Raw genomic sequence first — 22215 nt, 5'->3', positions numbered from 1 at the left:
GAAATTTTAACCTCTTAAGTAATATTTCATCACAATTCTTACAACTAAACAAGTTGAAAACCCTATAGTTATGTTGTAAAAACGTTCAATCATGTATGTAATAGGATAGCGATAAGGAAGAGGCCATTTTTCACCCCTTAACCCTAACATCTAGATAAAAATGCTAATCATCTCGGAATATTATTAATATCCAGATGATTAGCATTTTTATCATTTTAATTTTAATGAATAAAAGGGGGTATCCTTATTTTGCTTGCTTACGCATATCCATATTTTTTTCTTTTTGATCAACCGACAAGAATTGAAGTGATTGATTTGGTAGTTTAGTTTTTCTTATATCTTTAATAATTGCATAGCTCATAAATACCATAAGGAAGAAAAACGGGAAAGTAGTTACAATAGCAACGTTTTGTACAGTGGAAAGCCCTCCACTTACAAGTAAAGCAACTGCTCCAATAGCAATTATAACTCCCCAAACCACCTTAATTTTGTTAGAAGGATTTAAATCACCATTTACACAATACACACTTAATGTAAAAGTTGCTGAATCTGCAGATGTAACAAAGAAAGTTACTAGTAAAAGAGCTGCTATTACACTTAGGAATGAACCACCAGGTAAATAATCTAAAAATGCATACATGGATAACGTAATATCTTGAGAAACGGTGTCAGCTAAACCAGTATAATTTAATTCCTGAATCATGTGTAGAGCACCGCCTCCAAAAATGGAGAACCATAAAAAGCTTAAAACAGATGGAGCGATAAAGACACCAATAACAAATTCTTTGATTGTTCTTCCTTTAGAAATACGAGCAATAAATCCTCCAACAAAAGGAGTCCACGCAACCCACCATGCCCAATAAAAGATTGTCCATGATTCAATCCAGTTTGTTGCCTCGTTGTTAAATGTTCCTATGTGCAAACTCATTGGGATAAGATCTGCTAAATAAATTCCTGTTGTGTTTATAAAGATATTAAGAATTTTAATCGTTGGACCAATTAAAAGTACCAAGGCCATTAACAAGAAAAAAATAGCAAAGTTTAAGTTTGATAAGTATTTAATTCCACGGTCCAACCCTGTAGAGGCTGAGATTAAAAATAATACAGTCACGATTCCAATTAATATGATTTGAGTGGTTAGAGTATTTGGGATTCCCCATAAAAAGTTAAAACCACTTGTTACCTGTAGAGCCGTCATTCCTAAAACAACAGAAGTATTTAAAGCTGTCATAAATGCAGAATAACTATCAATACTCTTCCCGATAGGTCCATAAATTTTTTCTCCTAAAATAGGATAAAAGGTTGAGCTTATTAAGCCAGGAAGCTTTTTTCGAAATTGAAAATATGCTACGCATAATGCAACAAAACCGAAAAGGGACCATGCGCCAAGTCCCCAATGTAAAAACGTATATTTCATTGCAACATCAGCAGGTGCAGAGGTTTCTTGAGCAAATGGTGGATTTACAAAATGCATCACTGGCTCTGCTACACCATAAAAAATTAAACCAACACCAATACCTGCACTAAATAGCATAGCAAGCCAAGATACTGTACTATAAGATGGTTTGTCATTATCATCACCTAATCGAATTGCACCAAATTTTGAAAATGCCAAATAAACACAAAATGCTAGAAAAAAGAAACTTCCTAAAATAATAAACCACCCAAAATACCTAAGAATAAAAGTTAAAGAAGCTGAAAATACTTCATTTAACAAATCAGTAAAGAAAATACCAAGTATGATAAAGATAAACGTTAAAGAAACAGATGTTATGAAAACGCTATTATTTTTAAACAAATAAATTCACTCCTTAACTAGAATTAGTTAAATTTATTAAGAGGCAATGAAAATTAGATTTCACTTCGTTTACTCCTTTGTATGAGCAATTCCTTATGCCTTTTGGTAAGGAAACCTATTTGCTGTTTGATTGTAATGACATTTATAGAGGTACAGTCATACCGGACATTAATGATAGTCTTGTTCAAGACTGGTACTATTTTATTTTTTACATGAGATTGCCTCTTATAAATGGCGGATACCCCTATAAAAGCGGCGAAAAACCAAACAGATTCCCTACCAATAACCGTATAAAAACTACTTATTGTTTAATGCCTCCCTTCATAATTAGTTATGGATCATTAATTAAAAATGAAAACGATATGTTAGATAAGCAAGAAAACACAAAAATATTTTTACAAACTTTTGACCTCCTATTTAGGTTGAATTTGTAATTTAATTTTATATAAGATTAAACATAATGAATTGTTTTTTTAAATAAAATAGTTATTGTTAGCGCTTTCTAAACATGAATTCATCTGTACATGTTAATTCTTGTTTGAAAGCGTTTGCTAAAAAATCAAGGTCTTATAAAGATCGCGATCATATTAATTTCATAAATTTATATTATCATAGTTGGATATAGTAAACAACTTGTAATTAATAGATTATTTTAAAAATTAATTATTTTTTGAAGATGATTTTGGAGTACCAATCAATGTTGTGAACAAGGCAGGAGGCGGAGGCTTAGTCGGTTCGAAGCAACTCGCTAGAGGATCCTTCGCAAATTTTGACACTTGTAGTAGGGGAAACATCATGTATAAAATGAAGAAAAAGCCATAAAATACTGAAATCATTTCTGAACTAGTATTTTATGGCTTAATTTATTTGCTTCATCCGCAGCCCAGACAATCACTGTAAAGAAATTTGTTGAGAAAAGCACCCGTTTAATCAAAAGTTGGTTCATAGGTTAATGTGGTTGATTTTTTTAAAATACCAGCCATCATTTCGATTGACCGTGACCAGGAAAGTGATTATCGATACCCTCCATTGTACGCCCATCGGAAAACACAGGATACTTTTGTATTCTTCTATGTTTTTCTCAGTAAATATAAAAGAAATGGGGTCCATTACAAGGTTCTCTATATAGGGCAATCAATCGGAGGAAAGTAGGAGAATTAAACAATTAAGGTATTTATTTTATTTTTCTACATTTACTTTGCGGTCTAGAGCAAGACCCCCTGTCACTAAGCCATAAAGCTCTGATTCGTCTACTTTTTGAACACGCACTCATGGTACGGAAGTATCATTTCAAAAATCATTCTTTTAGTGGTACATTTAAATTAGGTTTAAGAAGGGAGTTAATATGATTACAATGGGTAGAAAGCTTAATCATGAGAGTGTTATACCGCTGTACCATCAATTGAAAGAAATATTAAAGGAAACGATTGAAAAAGGAGAATTAAAGCCTGGAGATAAAATTCTTTCAGAAAACGAATTGTGCGCTGAGTTTAACATAAGCAGAAACACAGCAAAGAAAGCGATTGAAGATTTGGTTCAAGAAGGTGTGCTTAGACGAATTCAAGGAAAAGGGACATTTATTTCAAAACCAAAATTAGAACAATCGTTATCTGGCTTTTATAGTTTTAGTAAAGTAATGCAGGAAAAAGGGATGGATCCAAAGGACGTCATCCTTCATATGAATGTTGTAGAAGCCAGTTCCAGAGTCGCAAGAAAGTTACACGTAAAAGATGGTGAACGAGTGCTTGAGCTTAAACGATTAAGGTGTGCGAACAATGAGCCGATCATTTTGGAAACGTCCTACATTCCGGAAAAGCTTGTACCAGAAATGTCGCAGGATAAGGTTCAAGAAAGCTCATTATATGACGTAATGGAAAAAGAGTATGGGGTCATTGTCACGAAAGCAAAAGAAGTTTTCGAACCAGTCTTAATTCGGGATTATGAAAGCGAATATTTAAAAGTTAAAGAAGGATATCCTGCGCTATTGTTAGAAAGAGTCGCCTATGATACGAAAGGAACCCCAGTAGAATATTGCCATTCGATTGTTCGAGGTGACCGGTGTCGCTTTTACACAGAGCTTATATAAGTAATAAAACAAAGTTGACCCAACAACCTAACAACGATATAATGATAGTAAGTTAATTTTTATTTACTTAATTAGACTAGTAATCGCTTATTTTTATTAAAAATAAGCGAAAATTTTAAACTTTGTTGACCCAACAACCCGTTGTTAAGGTATCTGAAATCTAATGCAGGGAGAGATTAATGTGGCGCTTGTTTCCACGAAAGTTATTCTAGAAGATGCTTACAAGAATCATTACGCAATAGGAGCCTTTGGAGTACATAATTTAGAAGTTATGAAAGCCGTTGCAGCGGGAGCTGAATCATTAGATGCACCAGTCATCTTTCAAACAACTCCAGGGACGATCCGTTATACAGGAATTGATTATATTCAAGCATTAGCGACGATGGTTGCAGAAAAATCGAAGGTACCGATTGCCTTGCACTTGGATCATGGCGATAGCTACGAAACAGTCATGCAGTGTTTACGTGCTGGGTATACATCTGTAATGATTGATGGCTCCCGCCTTCCATTTAATGAAAACATAGTACTCGTCAAAAGGGTTGTTGAGGCAGCACATGCAGTGAACGTTCCAGTGGAAGCTGAATTAGGAACGATCGGTGGTGTAGAGGATGATCTATCCGTTGAGGATAAAGATACACAATTAACAGACCCGGATTTAGCAGAGGAATTCGTTCGAGAAACGAATATTGATTCGTTTGCACCAGCTTTCGGTACGGCACATGGTCTTTATAAAAGTGAACCGAAGTTGAACTTTAGACTTATAGAAACGATTTCAAAACGTATAGGTTGTCCAATCGTTATGCATGGAGCATCTGGGGTTCCAGAAGAAAGTGTGCAAAAATCATTGCAATTCGGAGTTAGTAAAGTGAACTTCTCAACGGAGCTAAAAGTAGAGTTTGTTTCAAGATTACGAGATTACTTAGTTAATAACCCCAACACGGATGACCCGCGTAAATACTTTGTACCAGCCCGAGAAGCAGTAACGGAAATTGTAAAAGAGAAGATTTCAATGCTTCAAATTAAGAAAACGTATGCCTAGGGAGAAAACATGATGATTACGACGGTTACATTGAATGCAGCAATTGACAAAACATATTACATCCCATCTTTTTCCTTGAATAAAGTGAATCGGGTAGCATCTATGGCTCAGGACCCAGGTGGTAAAGGTATTAATGTAGCAAAAATAGTCAAAATATTGCAACTTCCATTGATGACAACTGGATTCCTAGGCGGGTACAACGGCCTGTCTATTAAAAAGATGCTTGATGATATAGCAATAAAGCATCACTTTATTACAGTCAATGGCGAATCGAGATGCTGTTTAAACATTATAGACGATAGGAATAACAGTCAGACAGAGCTCCTAGAGCAAGGACCAAACATCTCGCCAGAAGATTGGGCAGCGTTTAAAACGGAACTCGCTAAGCTTTCTGCGAAAAGTAAAGTTGTCACATTGTCAGGAAGTTTGCCACAAGGTATGAAGAGCAATGCTTATGTCGAATGCATAGACATTATTCAAGAGAAGGGTGCGAAAGCAATTGTCGATACGAGTGGGGAAGCACTTGAGCATGTAATCAGAGCAAAACCTTATATGGTTAAGCCGAATCTCGAAGAATTTGCTGCACTTTTACAAATGAAAACAGTCTCGGAACAAGCGATTGTTAATACTCTCCAAGACTGGAGTGAATCTAAAGGGATCCCGTTGGTTGTTGTCTCAATGGGAAGTAATGGAGCTATTCTTTCACATTATGGAACGTGCTACAAGGTTATCCCACCATCGATTCAGGCAATTAATCCAGTTGGAAGTGGTGATGCGTTTGTGGCAGGTATGACAGCAGGAATTCATCAAGAAATGGACCCAGTACAAATGATGAAATTGGCGACAGCTGCAGGATCTGCGAATGCATTGGAAAGTAAAGCAGGAATGATGACTCTTGAAAACTTTGAGAAATTGAAGGGTCAAGTAACTGTGGAGAAGTTAATTTAAGTACGTGTTCAAAAAGTAGACGAATCAGAATTTCTTATAGGAAGTTCGACTAAATACGTTACTTCCTGTAACAACGTCGAACTGACTCACATCGTGTGAGCCCAAGGCACGACAGCTTTGAGGACCGGAGCGACGAGCGGTACTTGCATATAAGCTACGAGTTGTACCGAGGAAGCAAACTTCAAAGGTAAGCTAGTAGACGCAGGTACATATGGAACTTTGACTAACTGCTTCACGTCCTGTGAAAACGTCGAAGTCAGCATAAGGAAAGCTACACTGAATAATCATCGCAGACACAAAAATGGTTTTAGATTTTTGTGTTGAGGTCCGTGTGCAAGTCCGGAAAAGCCGAGTAACGCAGAAATTCGCCGTTTATCAACGAGCGGTACTTGCATAAAATCTACGAGTTGTACCGAGGAAGCTTACATCCTAGGATTAACTTTTAGACGCAGGTACATGGGCTCTTGGATACACTTTGAACATCCTTTAAAAGGAAAGATTGAATGGAGTGGTGAAAATGACAGATACGCATACGTACAATGAAATTACGACACAGTCAGGCGCCTTAGCCAAAACGTTAAACCTTGTGCTAAATAAGGAAGTTCCAACGGATTCGGAGGATACAACCTATGTATTTTCTGGATGTGGAACGTCTTTCTACCTCGCAATTTCAGCAGCCCGTTTTTTTCAAGAAGTAACAGGAATTACAGCAATTGCAGTCCCGGCCTCTGAAATCTTTTTAAATAAAAAACAGGTTTTCACTCCAAGTAAGAAGTACAACTTATTTACAATCTCACGCTCAGGTACAACATCCGAAATTATTAAAGCGATTAAATCCATTGAGGATGATACGAAAATTCGTACGTTTGCTGTAACGTGCTACCAAGATTCGGATATGGCACAGCTCGTCAACTACAGCATCAATTTAGACCATATTAAAGAAAAAAGTGTAGTAATGACGCAATCATTCACGAATATGTTGTACGCCATCCAGCTCTTTGCTGCAAAAGTAGCAGGTAATGAAAAGCTCTTAGAAGAATTGAGTAAAGTGCCTTCTGTAATGCCTAAGGTACTTGAGCAAGTCGATGAAATGAAAGATCTTGCGGATAAAACGAGTTTGAAACGTTTTATATTTTTAGGAACCGGAATTTACAATGGTCTAGCGAAGGAATCCACTTTAAAATTAAAGGAGATGACACAAACGGAGTGTGAGAGCTACTCGAATCTAGAATTCCGGCACGGCCCGATTTCAGTGGTGGATGATAAAACAGCCGTTGTGTTGTTCGCAACAAAGAAAATTGAAAAATTCGATCGAACACTCATAAAGGATATTCAAAGCTATGGAGGGTATACTGTCGCAATTGGGGATCTTCCTGAAACCGACTTTGCTGATAAGGTTATTAACTTAAATACAACGTTATCAGATGAGGTCAGAGGTGTATTGATGATGCCTCATATGCAAATGCTCGCTTACTATCGTGCACTAAGTATAGGTTTGAATCCAGACCAACCACGCAATTTGAATCAGGTTGTGAAAATCTCAATTTAGAGGATACTCATTTTAATAGTTGTTAAGGAAGGTGCTATATGGTCTATGCTCTTGGGGTTGATATAGGGGGTACTAAAATTGCGGCCGCCCTCATCTGCGAAAATGGAAGCGTCCTCTTCCGAAATGAGCTTCCCAGTGTGACCGAAGATAAAGAAGGAATGTTCCGACAAGTCGTTCGTAGTATTGATCAAGTATTGAAGACTTCAGGCGAATCAGTACACAAATTGATGGGAATTGGGCTCGGTGTTCCAGGGAAAATCAACCAAGAACAAGGGGTTGCCGTTTTACAAAATAATCTCCCTTGGCGTAACTTTCCGATTGTAGAACGTGTTAAAGGCTATTATTCTATCGATAATGTTGTTCTGGATAATGATGTATATATGGCCGCATTCGGTGAGTGGTCCCAATATGGAAAAGAAAAGAACGAGACATTCGTCTATTTGACGATCAGTACAGGAATTTCTTGCAGTATCATTCATAAAGGTGAATTCTTGAGAGGAGCAGGATTTGCTGGTGAACTCGGTCTCTCGGTCGTAACGGATGAAGGGCTCCAAGGAAACTATCAAAATAATGGTTGCTTAGAAGCTGTAGCGTCAGGTGTCGCAATCAAAAATAGAATGATTGAAAAGCTTAAGGATGCTGGAAAATCTGCAGAATCCATGTCAACGAAAAAGGTGATTGAAGATTATTGGAGCAATGATCCATATGCAGTTGAAGTCATGAACGGCGTTATCCGAAACCTTTCCAGGGGGGTTCAATCAATAATTTGTCTTTTAGATCCACATAAGGTTGTCCTAGGTGGCGGCGTTATCAGCCATAATCCAGGCTTGATGGATCCAATAAAAGAAGAATTACAAACTTTATTGATTCCTGAACAGATGGACGCATTAGACCGGTTATATTTAAGTCAATTAAAGGGAGATGTCGGGCTAATTGGCGCTGGATATCGCGTGTTTGATGAAGTCAATTGATGTGAGCTACTAGATGGAACCCGCGTGTCTAGTAGCCCGGGCGAAGTGGATTGTGCTGGACAAAGCGGGGAAAGCACTGAACATTAGGTCTTGAGCGCCAAACATAAAAGTCCGAGCGCTAATATCATGGAATTCACATAGTAGGGTGGGATTTTATTATCATGAGTCAGTCCAACAAAACTTGTTGTACACCAAGGAGATCGACGAACAGGTCTTTAACTGAAACGAGTGGTCAGCCTGCTGCTACGATTGAACCAGCCCAAGAAAATCTTCATCTTTATGAGGGCATGATCGCTCTACCCGGTGGAGAGTTTCTAATGGGAACGGATGATGCAGAAGGCTTCCCCGACGACGGTGAAGGTCCTGTTCGTAAAGTGAAACTGAAACCTTTTTATATCGATGCGTGTTCAGTAACCAACCTGCAATTTAGTGAATTTGTAAAAGAAACAGGATATGTCACGGATGCTGAACGTTTTGAATGGTCGTTTGTTTTTCATTCACTTTTATCTGAAAATGTGAAAAATCAAGTTACACAATGGGTACAGGAGACGCCGTGGTGGCTTGTTGTTAAAGGAGCGAGCTGGAAATATCCTGAAGGCCCTGATTCAACGATTGACCAAAAGTTGGATCATCCCGTCGTTCATGTTTCGTGGAATGATGCGATTGCTTTTTGTAAATGGTCAGGCAAGCGTCTCCCAACAGAGGCAGAATGGGAGTACGCTGCACGAGGAGGCTTATCCCAAAGGAAATATCCATGGGGCAATAAGCTGAAATATAAAGGAAAGCATCAATGTAACATTTGGCAGGGACAGTTTCCAACAGAAAATACTGGGGCGGATGGATATATGAGTACAGCACCAGCCAAGTCCTATTCTCCCAATGGATACGGTCTATACAATGTGTCGGGTAACGTGTGGGAATGGTGCTCAGATTGGTTCAGCCTAAGTCATCATTTAAACGCGCCTATCGATAATCCTAGGGGACCTTCGCATGGTTCTGCTAAAGTGATTCGAGGCGGATCTTACTTGTGCCATCAATCGTACTGTAATCGCTATCGGGTTGCTGCGCGTTCCTCGAACACGATCGATAGTTCAACAGGGAATTCTGGATTCCGATGCGTTGCTGATATTTATAATAAAGAAGTATTAAAGGAGGAGATTTAACATATGAAACAGGTACGCATTGGCTTGATTGGTGCAGGATTAAGAAGCGGAATCGCAAAATACTGGCATGATCCTAACGGAGAGTCTATCGTCGTTGCAGCAGCGGATATATCAACAGAGCGCCTAGAAACGTTTAAAGAAAAAATAAACCAAGATGCATTTGTCACTCAGGATTATAAGGATTTATTAAAAAGAGATGATATTGATGCGATCGCAGTTACTTCCCCTGATTACCTTCATGAAGAGCATGCGGTAGCAGCGCTAAAATCCGGCAAACATGTGTATTGTGAAAAGCCTTTAGCAATTACTGTTGAGGGGTGTGACCGAATTTTACAAGCAAAAGAAAAGTCGGGGAAACATCTGATGGTTGGATTTAATATGCGCTACATGAATATGTACAGAACGATGAAAGGAATTGTTGATTCAGGAGCAATTGGGGATATAAAAGCGGTCTGGGTTCGGCACTTTGTTGGACTCGGGGGTTATTATTATTATCATGACTGGCATGGTAAGTCTGAAAATACAACTTCCTTACTTCTGCAAAAGGGATCGCATGACATTGATATCATCCATTGGATTTCAGGAGCATACACGAAAAAAGTATCCGCATTCGGAGGACTAGACTTTTTTGGCGGGGATAAATCGAACGACCTCACTTGTCCAACGTGTGATGAAAAAGATACATGTACAGAAGCTAGTCCAGGAACGTTAATCGAATGTGCATTTCGTGAAGAGATTGACGTGGAAGATAATAATGTCGTCATTATGGAACTTGAGGGCGGTATAAAGGCATCCTATTTACAATGCCATTTTACACCAGACTATCAACGGAATTACACCTTTATCGGAACAGAGGGTAGAATGGAAAATTCAGAGCTTGATGGAAAAGTTCATGTTTATACAAGGCGTTCCAATTCATGGCGGGAATATTCAGACATGACTTATGACATAAAGAAAGCACAAGGAACACACGGTGGAGCAGATCCGAATATTTGTAAGGATTTCGTCAATTTAGTTCTCTATGATAAAGAACCGTTAACGACTCCTCTAGCTGGAAGAATGAGTGTAGCAGCAGGGTGTGCAGCTACAGAATCGATTCGTTCTGGAGGTAAGGTTGTTCATGTAAGTCCAACGCCTTCTAACACTGTTGTTTAAACTTGTAATCCAGATAGAATGAAGTGATCTAGCTGTACGCTGAAGCTGTCTATTACATCGTGCAGCAAACTTTCTATACTCTTTCTTTATTTTTTGATAACTAGACGAAAAGTGAGCCTTTCCTACAGGAAGGTTCTTTTTTGCGTGAATGCAGAGCTTTCCATTTAGCATAAGTAGTTTACTTACGGTGGAGAGAGTTTACTAAAGAATACTTTTTTGGTTGCTATTTTAATTTTTCTCCATCAAAAGTGATCTACTTACATTTAGCTCATTCCGATTTTTTACAAAAAACACTTGAAATTGACGTTACGTTAACTTATATACTAAGACCATACATATGATTTGGGGGGAGAGTCATGGTTACGATTCAACATTTATCTAAGCAAACGAAGGTAACTACGAGAACTTTAAGATATTACGATTCGATCCAATTACTTAAACCATCTGGAAAAACAGAAGGTGGACATCGATTATATTCGAATGAGGACGTGTTAAGGCTGCAGCAAATTCAGTTTCTAAAGCAAATGGGATTTCAACTTAAGGAGATTCAGAGTCTGTTAGAAAATAATCGGGTTGATGTAATGAGTTATTTAAAAAAACCAGCTTGCTTACGTTCAAGAGGAACAAGAAAAGCTGAAAAGGATGGAAAAGGATATTACAGGTTTGATTAATGCCTATACCATTGAAGGGGAAATTAATTGGTACGTCATTTTTAAATTGATTCAGAATACGCAGAATAATCACGAAAAGATCAAGACTCTAGAGAAAAAGTGGTTTGAAAGTAAAAGTGATGAAATTGATGAAAAAATGCCTAACTTAAACAAGACTGATTCGGACAATCAAGAGTGGATCGATTTGTTTATTAAGGCTCAAACACTGACTCATAAAGATCCTGCCTCAGATGAGGTTCAAGCAATTGTTGAACGTATGACAGAGAAAGTGGAAGGGCTTTTTGGTGACGATCCAGAAATCCACAATCGTATATGGGAAGTTCGTAAATCACCTGAACTCTCCATGGATATGGGTTGGTATCCATTAGGTGAAGACCTGCTCGAATTTTTGGATAGGGCATTTGAAATCCATGACAGGAAAAGAGGTTTTGAAAATTGACAGACTTCATTTTGGAATATAAATGGGCTTTCTTCATAGCTGGTGAAATTATATTTTGGGTGAGTATTATCGGTTTTTTAGTCGTTCGATACGTATTTGGTTTGGAAAGGCTCGGGAAATACCTGATTTTTATTTGGCTGGCAAGTGATCTTTGGCTTTTATTTATTGGCATACTAGATTATACACAGACTGGTAATTTCGATAACTTCCAAATTATCATTACAGCATTCCTTTTATATGCTTTGACATTTGGAAAGAACGATTTCAAAAAGATCGACCGTTTTATAAAAAGAAAAGTAAAACAGTGGAAGGGTGAACCGTTAACGAAGGAAGATTTACCGGAGAGGTTATATGGAATGAAGCATGCGCTCAAACAACTTAAAGAATTTGGGCTCCATCTGCTCCTGTATACGATCGTCATTACGATTCTCGCTTTCACGATTGAAATGAAGGATGTGAGTTATCTGTTGGAATCAAGCGGAGGACTGGAAGGTACAATTGAAAACTTGGTCGAACATGGGTTATTTGAAGATCCAGTTGCAGCGAGGGTCACAGGTATTTGGACGTTGGTTCTCTTGATTGATGGGATCATTACCCTATCCTATGTTGTCTTTCCAAGACGAGAAAAAACTTAAAGAGGTTGTTCAAAAAGTCCGGAGGCTCGCAGGACGTGAGTCAGTTGGGTTCACAGGAAGTGAATCAGATCAATGTTGTTACAGGACGTAACGTATTTAATTGATCTTCCTAAATTATCTCAGGATGTGATGTATTTAGTCGAACTTCATATGTAGCTGTCAAATTTCCCACGTGCAACGACGCGCTAGTACTGCAGTTGTCACAGGACTTGACGGTTTTAGTTGAACTTCAGAAATTCCGGCTCTTTTTATCCTCCTTTTTAAACACCCACTTAAACCGAAAAATAAATGTCGGAAGCATTGGAAATAGGCAATGCTTCTTTTTACGGAAACGCATTCCATTATTAAACAATTATAAAAATTTAAGGAATAATTAAGGTTTGCTGAATCTGGAATTAAGGTTCACTCGATATATTGAAATTAAGAAGGGTAAAGGAGAGGGTAATTGTTAATAACTTGTGAATTTAATGAAAAAAGGATGTTCAAAATTGGATAATTGAGGTAATATTCAAAATGGTGTAAAAAGTATATTTTCACCAAAAAAGGAGGTAATTTCTTTGTATTTATTTACTAACTGGTCTTTTAAAAATAAGCCTGCCGTTTCATTGCTGACGATCTTTATTTTACTTATCGGTGTAGTCAGTTATTTTAAACTACCGATGGAATTCTTACCTGCAGCAGATAATCCACAGGTAACGATTGTCGCTTTAGGTCAGGGTACTGATTCGAAAACGATGGAAAATGAAGTTACATATCCGATTGAGAGAGCTGTCGCAGGTGTTAAAGGAAAGAGCGATGTCTACTCCACTACAGGAGACGGTTTTACAAAAGTAGATCTGTTCTTTGAACCTGGATATGATATGGAAAAAGCAAAACAAGATGTGCAGGAAGAGCTAGATAACATACAATTGCCCCAAAATGTCTCAAAACCTTCTGTAACACAGCTTAACACTTCGATGATTCCGATCTCATTTGTTGCTGTAACGTTTCAGGACGGATTAACCGCTGACAACCTATCTTTAGTGAAAGAAGAATTAGAGCCCTTGTATAAGGATATTGAAGGAGTATCTAATGTAGAGACATTCGGAATATCAGATTCAGTCGTAACGGTTAAAGTCAATAATGATAAGCTGGAACAACATCAAATTCCATTCCAGAGTGTTATGCAGGTTATTAAAGGTCAAAATACCTCACAAGCAATCGGGGAAGAGGTTATTGATGGGAAGACAAGTAACATTAAAGTCATCGGAGATTTATCGAGTATTGAGAAATTAAAGGGGTTGAATGTCGCCCCTGATGTCACGCTCGGTGATATCTCAGAGATTGAAGAAGCAAAGAACAATAACATTATCAGTCGTTTTAATGGTAAAGAGAGCATCGACTTGAGCATTATAAAAGATAGCGAATCCAATGCTGTCACAATAAGCAAAGAAGTTGAAAAGGTTACAAAGAAAATCAACGAAACGTACGATAATCAGGAGTCAACTATTTACTTGTCCACTGCTGAGATGGTACAGACTTCTGTGTCGTCAATGGTAACAGAGGTCCTTCTTGGCGCACTTTTCGCAACGATTGTAATCATGCTTTTCTTGCGGAACCTCCGTTCGACTTTCATTACAATCGTGTCGATACCATTATCACTATGCATCACGGTATTCTTGTTATCTTTGTCCGGAGTAACATTGAATATCTTAACACTTGGTGGCGTAGCTGTAGCGATCGGGCGTCTTGTTGATGATAGTATCATTGTTATTGAAAATATATTCAGAAAGATGCAGCAGGAGAAGTTTTCTGTTCCGATGGTGATCGACGCTACGAAGGAAATGGGCATGGCGATTACTGCCTCTACCTTAACAACTGTGGCTGTTTTCTTACCAGTAAGCTTATTGAATGGAGGACTTCAGGAATTTCTTCTGCCGTTTGCCCTAACAGTAACTTATTCGTTACTAGCTTCTTTAATTGTAGCGTTGACAGTCGTCCCGTTAATGAGTGCTGGTTTGTTGAAAAACACAAAGGTTTCAGAGCATCGGCCAGCTAAGCGTTTTACAAAAATGGTCAGTTGGTCCTTAAACCATAAATGGGTTGTACTGACGATAGCCTTATTCCTGTTTATTGGATCTATTGGTGTTTACTTTGCAATGCCTAAAGGAGCCGTCGATAATTCTACTGCTGACTATGTAGGAGTTACATTAACGTATCCGAATGATGAGCCTTTTGAAGAAGTGAAGTCAAAAGCGATTGAACTAGAAGAAACGATTCAGGGAATGGAAGAGGTTGAACATGTCTATTTGCAATTAGGAACCTCAGTAGAAGCAGCACAATATGGGGTGGTCGCTTCACCGACGGAAGCCTCTTTCAGCATCCTATTGAAAGACAAGGATAATATAGATGCCCTTTTAGACAAAATTGAGGAACTAGAGGACAATTATAGTGGTGCTAAGTTAAAGTCGACAGCTTCCTCGTTCATGATGGGTTCAGGAAAGACGAATATCACTGTAGACGTTGTTGGGGATGATCTGACGGAGCTTGAACAGTCCGCGAACAATATTAAGGAAGAAATCAAAGGGATAGACGGGGTTGAAGAAGTTTCCACGAATCTCGATGAAAAGAAAACAGTTTATTCCTTAGTGGTTGATCCGACTAAAGGAAACTCCGAACAAATCGCTCAGCAGCTTCGTGTCATGCTCAACCAGACACCTATTGGAGAAATGACACTGAATGGAACTCAAACTCCAGTATTTCTTGAACCGGTCCTAAATCCAAAGACACCGGACGATCTTAAGAAGATTTCGATCATGACTGAATCAGGAATGGCCCCGGTTTCTGACGTGGCTACCCTACAGAGTGAAGACCGTTCAACGAACCAATTCCATAAGGATGGAGAGCCTTATCTTCGAGTAACAGCAACCGTTAATCCTGCCAAATTGTCAGAGGTTGCTGGTAAAGTGAACATTAAAATATTCGGAGACAAGAAGGATAATGAAGGAATAGAATTGCCTGAAGGAGTAGAGGTATTTGTCGGTGGAGCAAGTGCTCAACAGGCCGATGATTTCTCCGACTTATTCCTTACAATGCTGGTTTCGATAGGGATTGTGTTCCTGATCATGGTAATCACGTTTAAGTCAATCAAGGCACCTATCGCGATTCTGTTCTCCTTACCGTTTGCAGCAATCGGCGCAGTGTTGGGACTTGTGATTAGTGGGATTTCAGTTGATGTTACAGCACTATTAGGCGCCTTGATGCTAATTGGTATCGTTGTGACAAATGCGATTGTCCTTTTAGATCGAGTAAAGCAAAATGAACAGAAAATGATCATCCGGGATGCGATTATCGAAGCGTCGGCGACAAGATTACGTCCGATCCTCATGACTGCAATCGCAACAATCTGTGCGATGCTTCCACTCTTATTTAAAGAGGCAGAGACAGGAAGCCTCGTTTCACAAAGCTTAGCAATCGTCGTTATTGGTGGATTAGCAGTTTCTACCTTACTAACCCTTATCGTTATTCCGTGTATCTATGAATTACTTTATTTTAGAAAATCGAAAAGACAAAGAAAAGCAGACACGGTCATCTTACAAGAGGGTAAAGGCATTTAGGTTAATGATACAAGCATGAATAAGGGTGGATCCGATACAAGCAGGTGTCGGGTTCGCCTTTTTCTATTCGAAAACATTTGAAAAATACTTATTATGTGGCTGGTAAGGAGGACTTTATTACTATACGTGACCGAAATAACAGAATCCCTAACCGATATATTTCAGTTCGTGACCGAAATAACAGAATCCCTGACCGATATATTTCAGTTCGTGACCGAAATATCGGGTTCAGTGTTTCAATTGTTGCAGTTAATAATGAGTTGACAATTATAGTGGCTCTGAAGTCTTAGTAAATCCTCCAAAATAACAACTCTCTTACAAATAATTTTGTTTTTTCTCCTGAATTACGTTCAACTTATGAATTTTTATTAAGAAAATTGATCCGATCCATCTTATTCTGGGACTACATTTTTACAATCCTTAATATGAGCATTACTTTTCTTTAATACTGTACTTTTATACTGAAGACATCGTTTTACAAAAGCTTTCATTATATAAGATTTTCTGACAGGAAACCAAGTATCTTAAAAATCATGAAAAGTAAAGGAGAATGAACAATGAAAAAAGATCATTTTTCGAAGGAAATGGGAGAACTCTTTGACTTGGAAAAGCATTATTCAAGTAAAATGAATCGGAAGAAATTTCTTGCTGCTACTAGCAAGTTTGCGATGCTATCACTGGGTGCCACAATAGCAAGTTCACTAAATGCAAATCCTGTTGACGCGGCTCCGAAGTTCAAGGAATATCCATTTACGCTTGGAATTGCCTCTGGGGACCCACTTCCTGATGGGGTCGTTCTATGGACTCGATTAGCGCCTGATCCTTTGAATGGTGGGGGTATGAAGAAGAATCATGATGTACCGGTGAGATGGGAAGTTGCTCGAGATGAAGGATTCCGCGATGTCGTTCAGCACGGTGTTGAGTTTGCTCGTGCGGCACTTGGTCACTCCGTTCATGTTGAGGTAAACGGATTACAACCAAATGAGAGGTATTTTTATCGGTTCAAAGTTGGCAACGAAATGAGTCCCATTGGTCGGACAAAAACGTTACCAGCGTTTGGGGCAGATGTTTCAAAAATGAGCTTTGCCGTCGCTTCCTGCCAGCATTATGAATCAGGATACTACACAGCATATAAGCGAATGGCCGGAGAGGATTTGGATTTAGTCCTTCATCTTGGTGACTATATTTATGAAGATGGCGAAACAGAAGGAAGTGTGCGCAGTCACATTGGCCCTGAAATCACAACACTTGATGATTATCGGAATCGCTATGCGCAATATCGAAGTGATGGGGATTTAAGAGAAGCACATGCTAAATTCCCTTGGGTTGTCGTTTTGGATGATCATGAAGTTGAGAACAACTGGGCGGGCGAAATCCCTCAAAATGGTCAGCCGGTCGAACCGTTCATTAAACGTCGTGCTGATGCATTCCAAGCTTATTATGAGCATATGCCCTTACGACGTTCCTCGATGCCGAATGGATCATCTATACAATTGTATCGGAAATTTGAGTATGGAAACTTGGTTAACTTCAACATTTTAGACACTCGACAATACCGTGATGACCAAGCAAACAATGATGGTTGGGACGCTCCGAATGAGGAATCGAACAATCCAAACCGAACATTACTTGGAGACGAACAAGAGCGGTGGCTTTTTGCCAGTTTGAAAAATTCACAAGCAAGATGGAACGTATTGGGCCAGCAAGTGTTTTTCGCACAACGTGATTATGATTTTGATCCTGGTGAAAAACGTGTAAGTATGGATGCATGGGACGGTTATCCTGCAGCACGTGAACGTGTTTTGAACTTTGTCAGTGAACAGGATATTCCCAATCTTGTCGTACTTACAGGAGATGTTCATTCTAACTGGGCAAACGATATAAAATCAGATTTTAATGACCCGAACTCGAAGACGCTCGGTGTTGAACTTGTTGCTACATCAATCACTTCAGGTCGGGATGGATCAGATGTGAGGAAAAATACGGATAAAATACTTGAGGAAAATCCTCATATTAAGTTCTTTAACAATCAACGCGGGTATGTTAAGTGCACCGTAACTCCAGAAAAATTACAGGCTGATTTCCGTGTCCTTCCATATGTAACTCGTCCGGATGCGCCGATTTCAACGAGAGCATCGTTAGAAGTTGAACATAACAACCCTGGACTTAAGAAGATTTATGATGCGCTTGTGACGACTTAAATAACACCGAAATTGAATAGTAAAAATTACGCGGAGAGATGAGTTCAAGCTTATCTCTCTTTTGTCGTGATTAAAAGGAGTATGTCGTTGTCACACATGGTCTAAATCTGTCGAGAAAAACTCCATCATTGACATTCGGATATAACTCCTTTATCATTGGTTTTGCTGATAATTGTTCAACAGTTGAACAATTAATCAGTAGAACTATAATATGTGTGAGGTGAATAGATCAATTGTCCAAAAAGAACATAAAGGAATTAGTAGACCGATATATTGCAGTGTCATTTTCTGTGACAAAGCAAGCTGAATCATTGATCAGAAAGCAGATTGGCAGTGATCTTACGAGTGATCAGCACTATACATTGAGATATATTAATCAAGTCGATACATGTACATCATCAGAACTTGCAGAAGTTTTTGATGTCAAAAAAAGCGCAATCACAGCGATTATTAATCGTCTTTTCGAAAAAGGATTGATTAAACGGACAAGGGACGAAAATGATCGTCGGGTCGTTTATTTAACCCTGACTGAAAAAGGGCAAACGTTATTCTCAGAAACAGAGCAGCGCGTTCATAAGTTAGTCGAATCGTTCATTACAAAGTTTGACGAACAAGAGATCAAACAGTTTATTGACACTTATGAAAAGCTGAATGACGTACTCCTGGATGTTCAGAAAAATAATGAATGAAAATCACATGTTGTATGAATAGAAAGAAAATAAGCTGGAGGGTTGAAAGTGAAGGCAATAATTAAGGGGAAATGGTTTGTCATTATCGCTTGGGTTGCTATTGTAATTGGTTTGTTTGTAGCAGCTCCAAATATGGCTGATCTGGTTCGTGAAAAAGGGCAGGTAGATGTTCCGAATGAATATTCATCGGCACTCGCATCCGAGATTATGGAGGATGTCCAGGAACAGGAAGGTAATAAGGACGTAACTCAGGTTGCACTTGTCTTTCATAATGATAAAAAGCTAACGGATACTGAAATTAAAGAAGCTGAAAAGGCAATCCGTACACTTGAGGAAAACAAAGAAAAGCTAGGTATTACTGAAATATTGACACATTTTAACGAGAAGAATTTAAAGGAACAGCTCGTTTCAGATGATGGAAAGGCGATCCTTGCATCGATTAGTTTAAGTTGGAATGATCGTGAGGATAAAGAGGTTAGCGAAGCACTCTATCAAACAATTAAAGATGCAGATGTCGAACACTATTATACGAGTGACTGGATGATCAACGCGGATCTTACCAAAAGCTCACAAGAAGGTCTGAAAAAGACAGAAGGGATTACCGTCGTTTTTATTTTGGTGGTTTTGCTTCTTGTGTTCCGTTCGGTTGTTGCACCAATCATTCCACTTTTAACAGTCGGCTTTACGTATTTAGCATCACAGTCGATTGTAGCGATGTTGGTGGACCAATTTGATTTTCCAATTTCCAACTATACACAAATATTTTTAGTCGCTGTATTATTCGGGATTGGAACGGACTATTGTATTTTACTTCTAAGTCGATTTAAAGAAGAATTATCGCAAAAAGAGACTTTGATAGAAGCGATTGTGGAGACGTACCGTAACGCAGGACGGACTGTATTTTTCAGCGGTATCGCAGTTATGATTGGATTCGCAGCAATCGGATTTTCACAATTCCAACTTTACCAATCGGCAGTGGCAGTAGCCATTGGGGTTGCGATGCTTCTAATTGCATTGTTTACAATTGTTCCGTTTTTCATGGCAATACTGGGGCGGAAAATATTCTGGCCTTCAAAAAATAATGCTGGGCACGGGGATAGTAAGCTCTGGAGTATTGCAGGAAAATTTTCGCTTGCACGGCCATTTCTTGCATTATTGGTTGTCGCTGCTATATGTGTGCCGTTTCTCGCAACCTATGATGGGAAGCTATCTTTTAACTCATTAGAAGAAATTAGCGGAGAGGTTCCTTCGATTGAAGCATTTGACGCCATTGCAGATAGCTTCGGACCTGGGGAATCAATGCCAACACAAATTGTTTTAAAAAATGATGAACGAATGGACTCAGCTGAATATATAGAGCTTGCTGAGGAAATTAGTCAAGAGCTTGAAAAAGTATCGTTGGTTGATTCTGTGCGTTCTGTTACAAGACCAACCGGAGAACCAATCAAGGAATTCTTTGTAGCAAATCAAGCAGAAAATTTAGAAGAGGGTCTTGGTGAAGGGAAACAAGGGCTTAATGAAATAAGCGATGGCTTACATCAAGCTGGAGATGAATTAGCACAGTCTGAACCAAAATTAAACGGTGCAGTTGATGGAATTGATGGGTTAATATCAGGAACGGATGAAATTCAATCTGGTTTAACTGAAATCCAATCGAACCTCGCTAAAATTGAAGATGGAATTCGTCAAGGATCTGCCGGTTCAGCTAAAGTACAAAAAGGTTTAGAAGATGCAAAGGCCGGGGCAGAGGAATTACTAGCAGGTTATAAACAACTTTTATCCGGATATGAAAAGGCTGGAGCAACCTTAAACACACTTAACTCTGAATATAAAAAGGTGGAGAATGGGTTAACTGCATTATCCGGAGCCTTTGGTCAATTACAAGGAGATTTTGCCTCATTAGAAGAAAATCATGAAGGTTTACAAGAGGATCCACAATATAAAAAAATCAAGGGAACAGTTAGTGCTCTTGAGAAGCAGTCAACAGCTCTATCAGAAGGGTTAAACAAGCTAAATGGTGGCTTATCAAAGGTAACTGAAGGTATTGGTAAAGCGAATACGAATTTTGATAAGGCATTAGCTGGCCAACAAGATTTGGTTACTGGCCTTGAAAAACTAATTCAAGGAATAGAGAAACAACAGGCTGGTCTAGAGAAATTAGCGGATGGGCAAGGACAAATTGTTGATTCAATGCCGAAGCTAACAAGTGGGGTTGCTGAAATAAATAATGGTCAGGAGCAGCTTCTTAATGGTTTCTCTCAATTGGGTGGTCAATTAAACCAATTGACTGGAGGACTTAACCAAAGTGCAAATGGATTGGATCAAGTATCTGAAGGCCTTGGTTCTGCGCAGAATTATTTGTCGGGGCTTTCCGATTCCAATGACATGGATGGATTTTATTTACCGAAAGAAGTTCTAGAAAGTAAAGAGTTTGACCAGGCGATTGATGCTTACATGTCTGAGAATCGTAAAGTAATGACAATGGATGTTATTTTCGAAGCGAGTCCATATTCGAATCAGGTAATGGCCCAAGTAGACAACATTAAAGAAGCGGTCGAGAGAGTTACCAAAGATACGAAACTCGAAAACGCAGAAGTAGCTATTGGCGGAATTACGAGTACAAACGAGGATTTGAAAACAATGTCCAACCAGGATTATTCTCGAACTGTAGTCCTCATGCTCGTTGGTATTTCGATTATACTCATCTTCTTATTCCGATCAATCATCATGCCAATCTATATTATTGGTTCACTGATCTTAACCTACTTTACTGCAATGTCAATGAATGAGTTCTTATTCGTAAATATTCTTGGCTATACAGGGATAAGCTGGGCAGTACCGTTCTTTGCATTTGTTATCCTTGTGGCATTAGGGGTCGATTACAGCATTTTCTTAATGGATCGATTTAATGAATATAAGGATTTATCTGTAGCAGACGCGATGTTGATGGCGATGAAACGGATGGGTACGGTTATTATTTCAGCCGTTGTCATATTAGGTGGGACATTCGCGGCAATGATGCCATCAGGAATGTTATCACTGTTACAAATCGCTTCCTGTATTTTAACCGGTTTACTCTTATACGCGTTTATCATTTTGCCGCTGTTTATTCCAGTTATGGTCAAAAACTTCGGGCAAGCGAACTGGTGGCCGTTTAAGCGAGGAACGAACGAATAAAGAGTATTATTATAAGAAAAGCGCAAGCGCCCTGCTTAGCCACGAAGGTCACTGGAAGACCGACGAGGAGGCTCGGCCCAAACGAGTTTGGCCCTGCG

General features: G+C 38.9%; 15 protein-coding genes. 14 read left to right on the top strand and 1 reads right to left on the bottom strand.

Annotation, left to right across the window (positions count from 1 at the left end):
- Positions 1–244 precede the first annotated feature (244 nt).
- The gene (locus NON16_RS10710) at positions 245–1798 is read right to left on the bottom strand and encodes a BCCT family transporter (protein ID WP_257348992.1); all 1554 of its coding nucleotides are present in this window, start codon (positions 1796–1798) and stop codon (positions 245–247) included.
- 1345 nt (positions 1799–3143) lie between these two features.
- On the opposite strand from NON16_RS10710, the gene NON16_RS10705 reads away from it, so the two are divergent.
- The 14 genes from NON16_RS10705 to NON16_RS10640 all read left to right on the top strand — a co-directional run bounded on the left by NON16_RS10705 (position 3144) and on the right by NON16_RS10640 (position 22117).
- Entirely contained in the window at positions 3144–3884 is a 741-nt protein-coding gene (locus NON16_RS10705; RefSeq protein ID WP_257348990.1) for a GntR family transcriptional regulator, read from the top strand.
- 181 nt (positions 3885–4065) lie between these two features.
- Positions 4066–4923, top strand: coding sequence for a class II fructose-bisphosphate aldolase (locus NON16_RS10700; protein WP_257348989.1), 858 nt, complete (start codon positions 4066–4068; stop codon positions 4921–4923).
- Between the two features lie 12 nt (positions 4924–4935).
- The gene (gene pfkB, locus NON16_RS10695; protein WP_257348987.1) at positions 4936–5871 is read left to right on the top strand and encodes a 1-phosphofructokinase; all 936 of its coding nucleotides are present in this window, start codon (positions 4936–4938) and stop codon (positions 5869–5871) included.
- Between the two features lie 517 nt (positions 5872–6388).
- Positions 6389–7420 carry an SIS domain-containing protein gene (locus tag NON16_RS10690; RefSeq protein ID WP_257348986.1) on the top strand — a complete coding sequence of 344 codons (1032 nt, stop codon included), beginning with the start codon at positions 6389–6391 and terminating at the stop codon, positions 7418–7420.
- 38 nt (positions 7421–7458) lie between these two features.
- Complete coding sequence (locus tag NON16_RS10685; RefSeq protein WP_257348984.1) at positions 7459–8391, top strand: ROK family protein; 933 nt, start codon at positions 7459–7461, stop codon at positions 8389–8391.
- Between the two features lie 161 nt (positions 8392–8552).
- Positions 8553–9554 carry a formylglycine-generating enzyme family protein gene (locus NON16_RS10680; RefSeq protein WP_257348982.1) on the top strand — a complete coding sequence of 334 codons (1002 nt, stop codon included), beginning with the start codon at positions 8553–8555 and terminating at the stop codon, positions 9552–9554.
- Positions 9555–9557: 3 nt separating this feature from the next.
- Positions 9558–10709 carry a Gfo/Idh/MocA family protein gene (locus NON16_RS10675; RefSeq protein ID WP_257348980.1) on the top strand — a complete coding sequence of 384 codons (1152 nt, stop codon included), beginning with the start codon at positions 9558–9560 and terminating at the stop codon, positions 10707–10709.
- Positions 10710–11065: 356 nt separating this feature from the next.
- Positions 11066–11380, top strand: coding sequence for a MerR family transcriptional regulator (locus NON16_RS10670; protein WP_257348979.1), 315 nt, complete (start codon positions 11066–11068; stop codon positions 11378–11380).
- Positions 11352–11819, top strand: coding sequence for a TipAS antibiotic-recognition domain-containing protein (locus NON16_RS10665; RefSeq protein WP_257348978.1), 468 nt, complete (start codon positions 11352–11354; stop codon positions 11817–11819). The genes NON16_RS10670 and NON16_RS10665 overlap by 29 nt, the downstream gene beginning before the upstream one ends.
- Positions 11816–12454: a hypothetical protein gene (locus tag NON16_RS10660; RefSeq protein WP_257348977.1), complete on the top strand. Its 639-nt coding sequence runs from the start codon at positions 11816–11818 to the stop codon at positions 12452–12454. The genes NON16_RS10665 and NON16_RS10660 overlap by 4 nt, the downstream gene beginning before the upstream one ends.
- A gap of 557 nt (positions 12455–13011) precedes the next feature.
- Positions 13012–16050, top strand: coding sequence for an efflux RND transporter permease subunit (locus NON16_RS10655; RefSeq protein ID WP_257348976.1), 3039 nt, complete (start codon positions 13012–13014; stop codon positions 16048–16050).
- 557 nt (positions 16051–16607) lie between these two features.
- On the top strand, positions 16608–18251 hold the full coding sequence (locus NON16_RS10650) for an alkaline phosphatase D family protein (RefSeq protein WP_257348975.1): 1644 nt from the start codon (positions 16608–16610) through the stop codon (positions 18249–18251).
- 233 nt (positions 18252–18484) lie between these two features.
- Positions 18485–18940: a MarR family winged helix-turn-helix transcriptional regulator gene (locus NON16_RS10645; protein ID WP_257348973.1), complete on the top strand. Its 456-nt coding sequence runs from the start codon at positions 18485–18487 to the stop codon at positions 18938–18940.
- Positions 18941–18988: 48 nt separating this feature from the next.
- Positions 18989–22117, top strand: a complete 3129-nt coding sequence (locus tag NON16_RS10640; RefSeq protein WP_257348971.1) for an MMPL family transporter — start codon at positions 18989–18991, stop codon at positions 22115–22117.
- The last annotated feature ends 98 nt before the right edge of the window (positions 22118–22215 follow it).

The sequence above is a fragment of the Pseudalkalibacillus decolorationis genome (genome assembly GCF_024609785.1).
In the GTDB taxonomy this organism is placed as follows: Bacteria; Bacillota; Bacilli; order Bacillales; family Fictibacillaceae; genus Pseudalkalibacillus; species Pseudalkalibacillus decolorationis.
The sequence above is the reverse complement of the archived record's forward strand: the minus strand, read 5'-3'. Positions and strand labels throughout refer to the sequence as shown.

Bases quoted from the DNA above. Each gene is read 5' to 3' on its own strand.
- NON16_RS10705 (WP_257348990.1), top strand. From the start codon at position 3,144: ATGATTACAATGGGTAGAAAGCTTAATCATGAGAGTGTTATACCGCTG.
- pfkB (WP_257348987.1), top strand. From the start codon at position 4,936: ATGATTACGACGGTTACATTGAATGCAGCAATTGACAAAACATATTAC.
- NON16_RS10690 (WP_257348986.1), top strand. From the start codon at position 6,389: ATGACAGATACGCATACGTACAATGAAATTACGACACAGTCAGGCGCC.
- NON16_RS10685 (WP_257348984.1), top strand. From the start codon at position 7,459: ATGGTCTATGCTCTTGGGGTTGATATAGGGGGTACTAAAATTGCGGCC.
- NON16_RS10680 (WP_257348982.1), top strand. From the start codon at position 8,553: ATGAGTCAGTCCAACAAAACTTGTTGTACACCAAGGAGATCGACGAAC.
- NON16_RS10675 (WP_257348980.1), top strand. From the start codon at position 9,558: ATGAAACAGGTACGCATTGGCTTGATTGGTGCAGGATTAAGAAGCGGA.
- NON16_RS10670 (WP_257348979.1), top strand. From the start codon at position 11,066: ATGGTTACGATTCAACATTTATCTAAGCAAACGAAGGTAACTACGAGA.
- NON16_RS10665 (WP_257348978.1), top strand. From the start codon at position 11,352: ATGGAAAAGGATATTACAGGTTTGATTAATGCCTATACCATTGAAGGG.
- NON16_RS10650 (WP_257348975.1), top strand. From the start codon at position 16,608: ATGAAAAAAGATCATTTTTCGAAGGAAATGGGAGAACTCTTTGACTTG.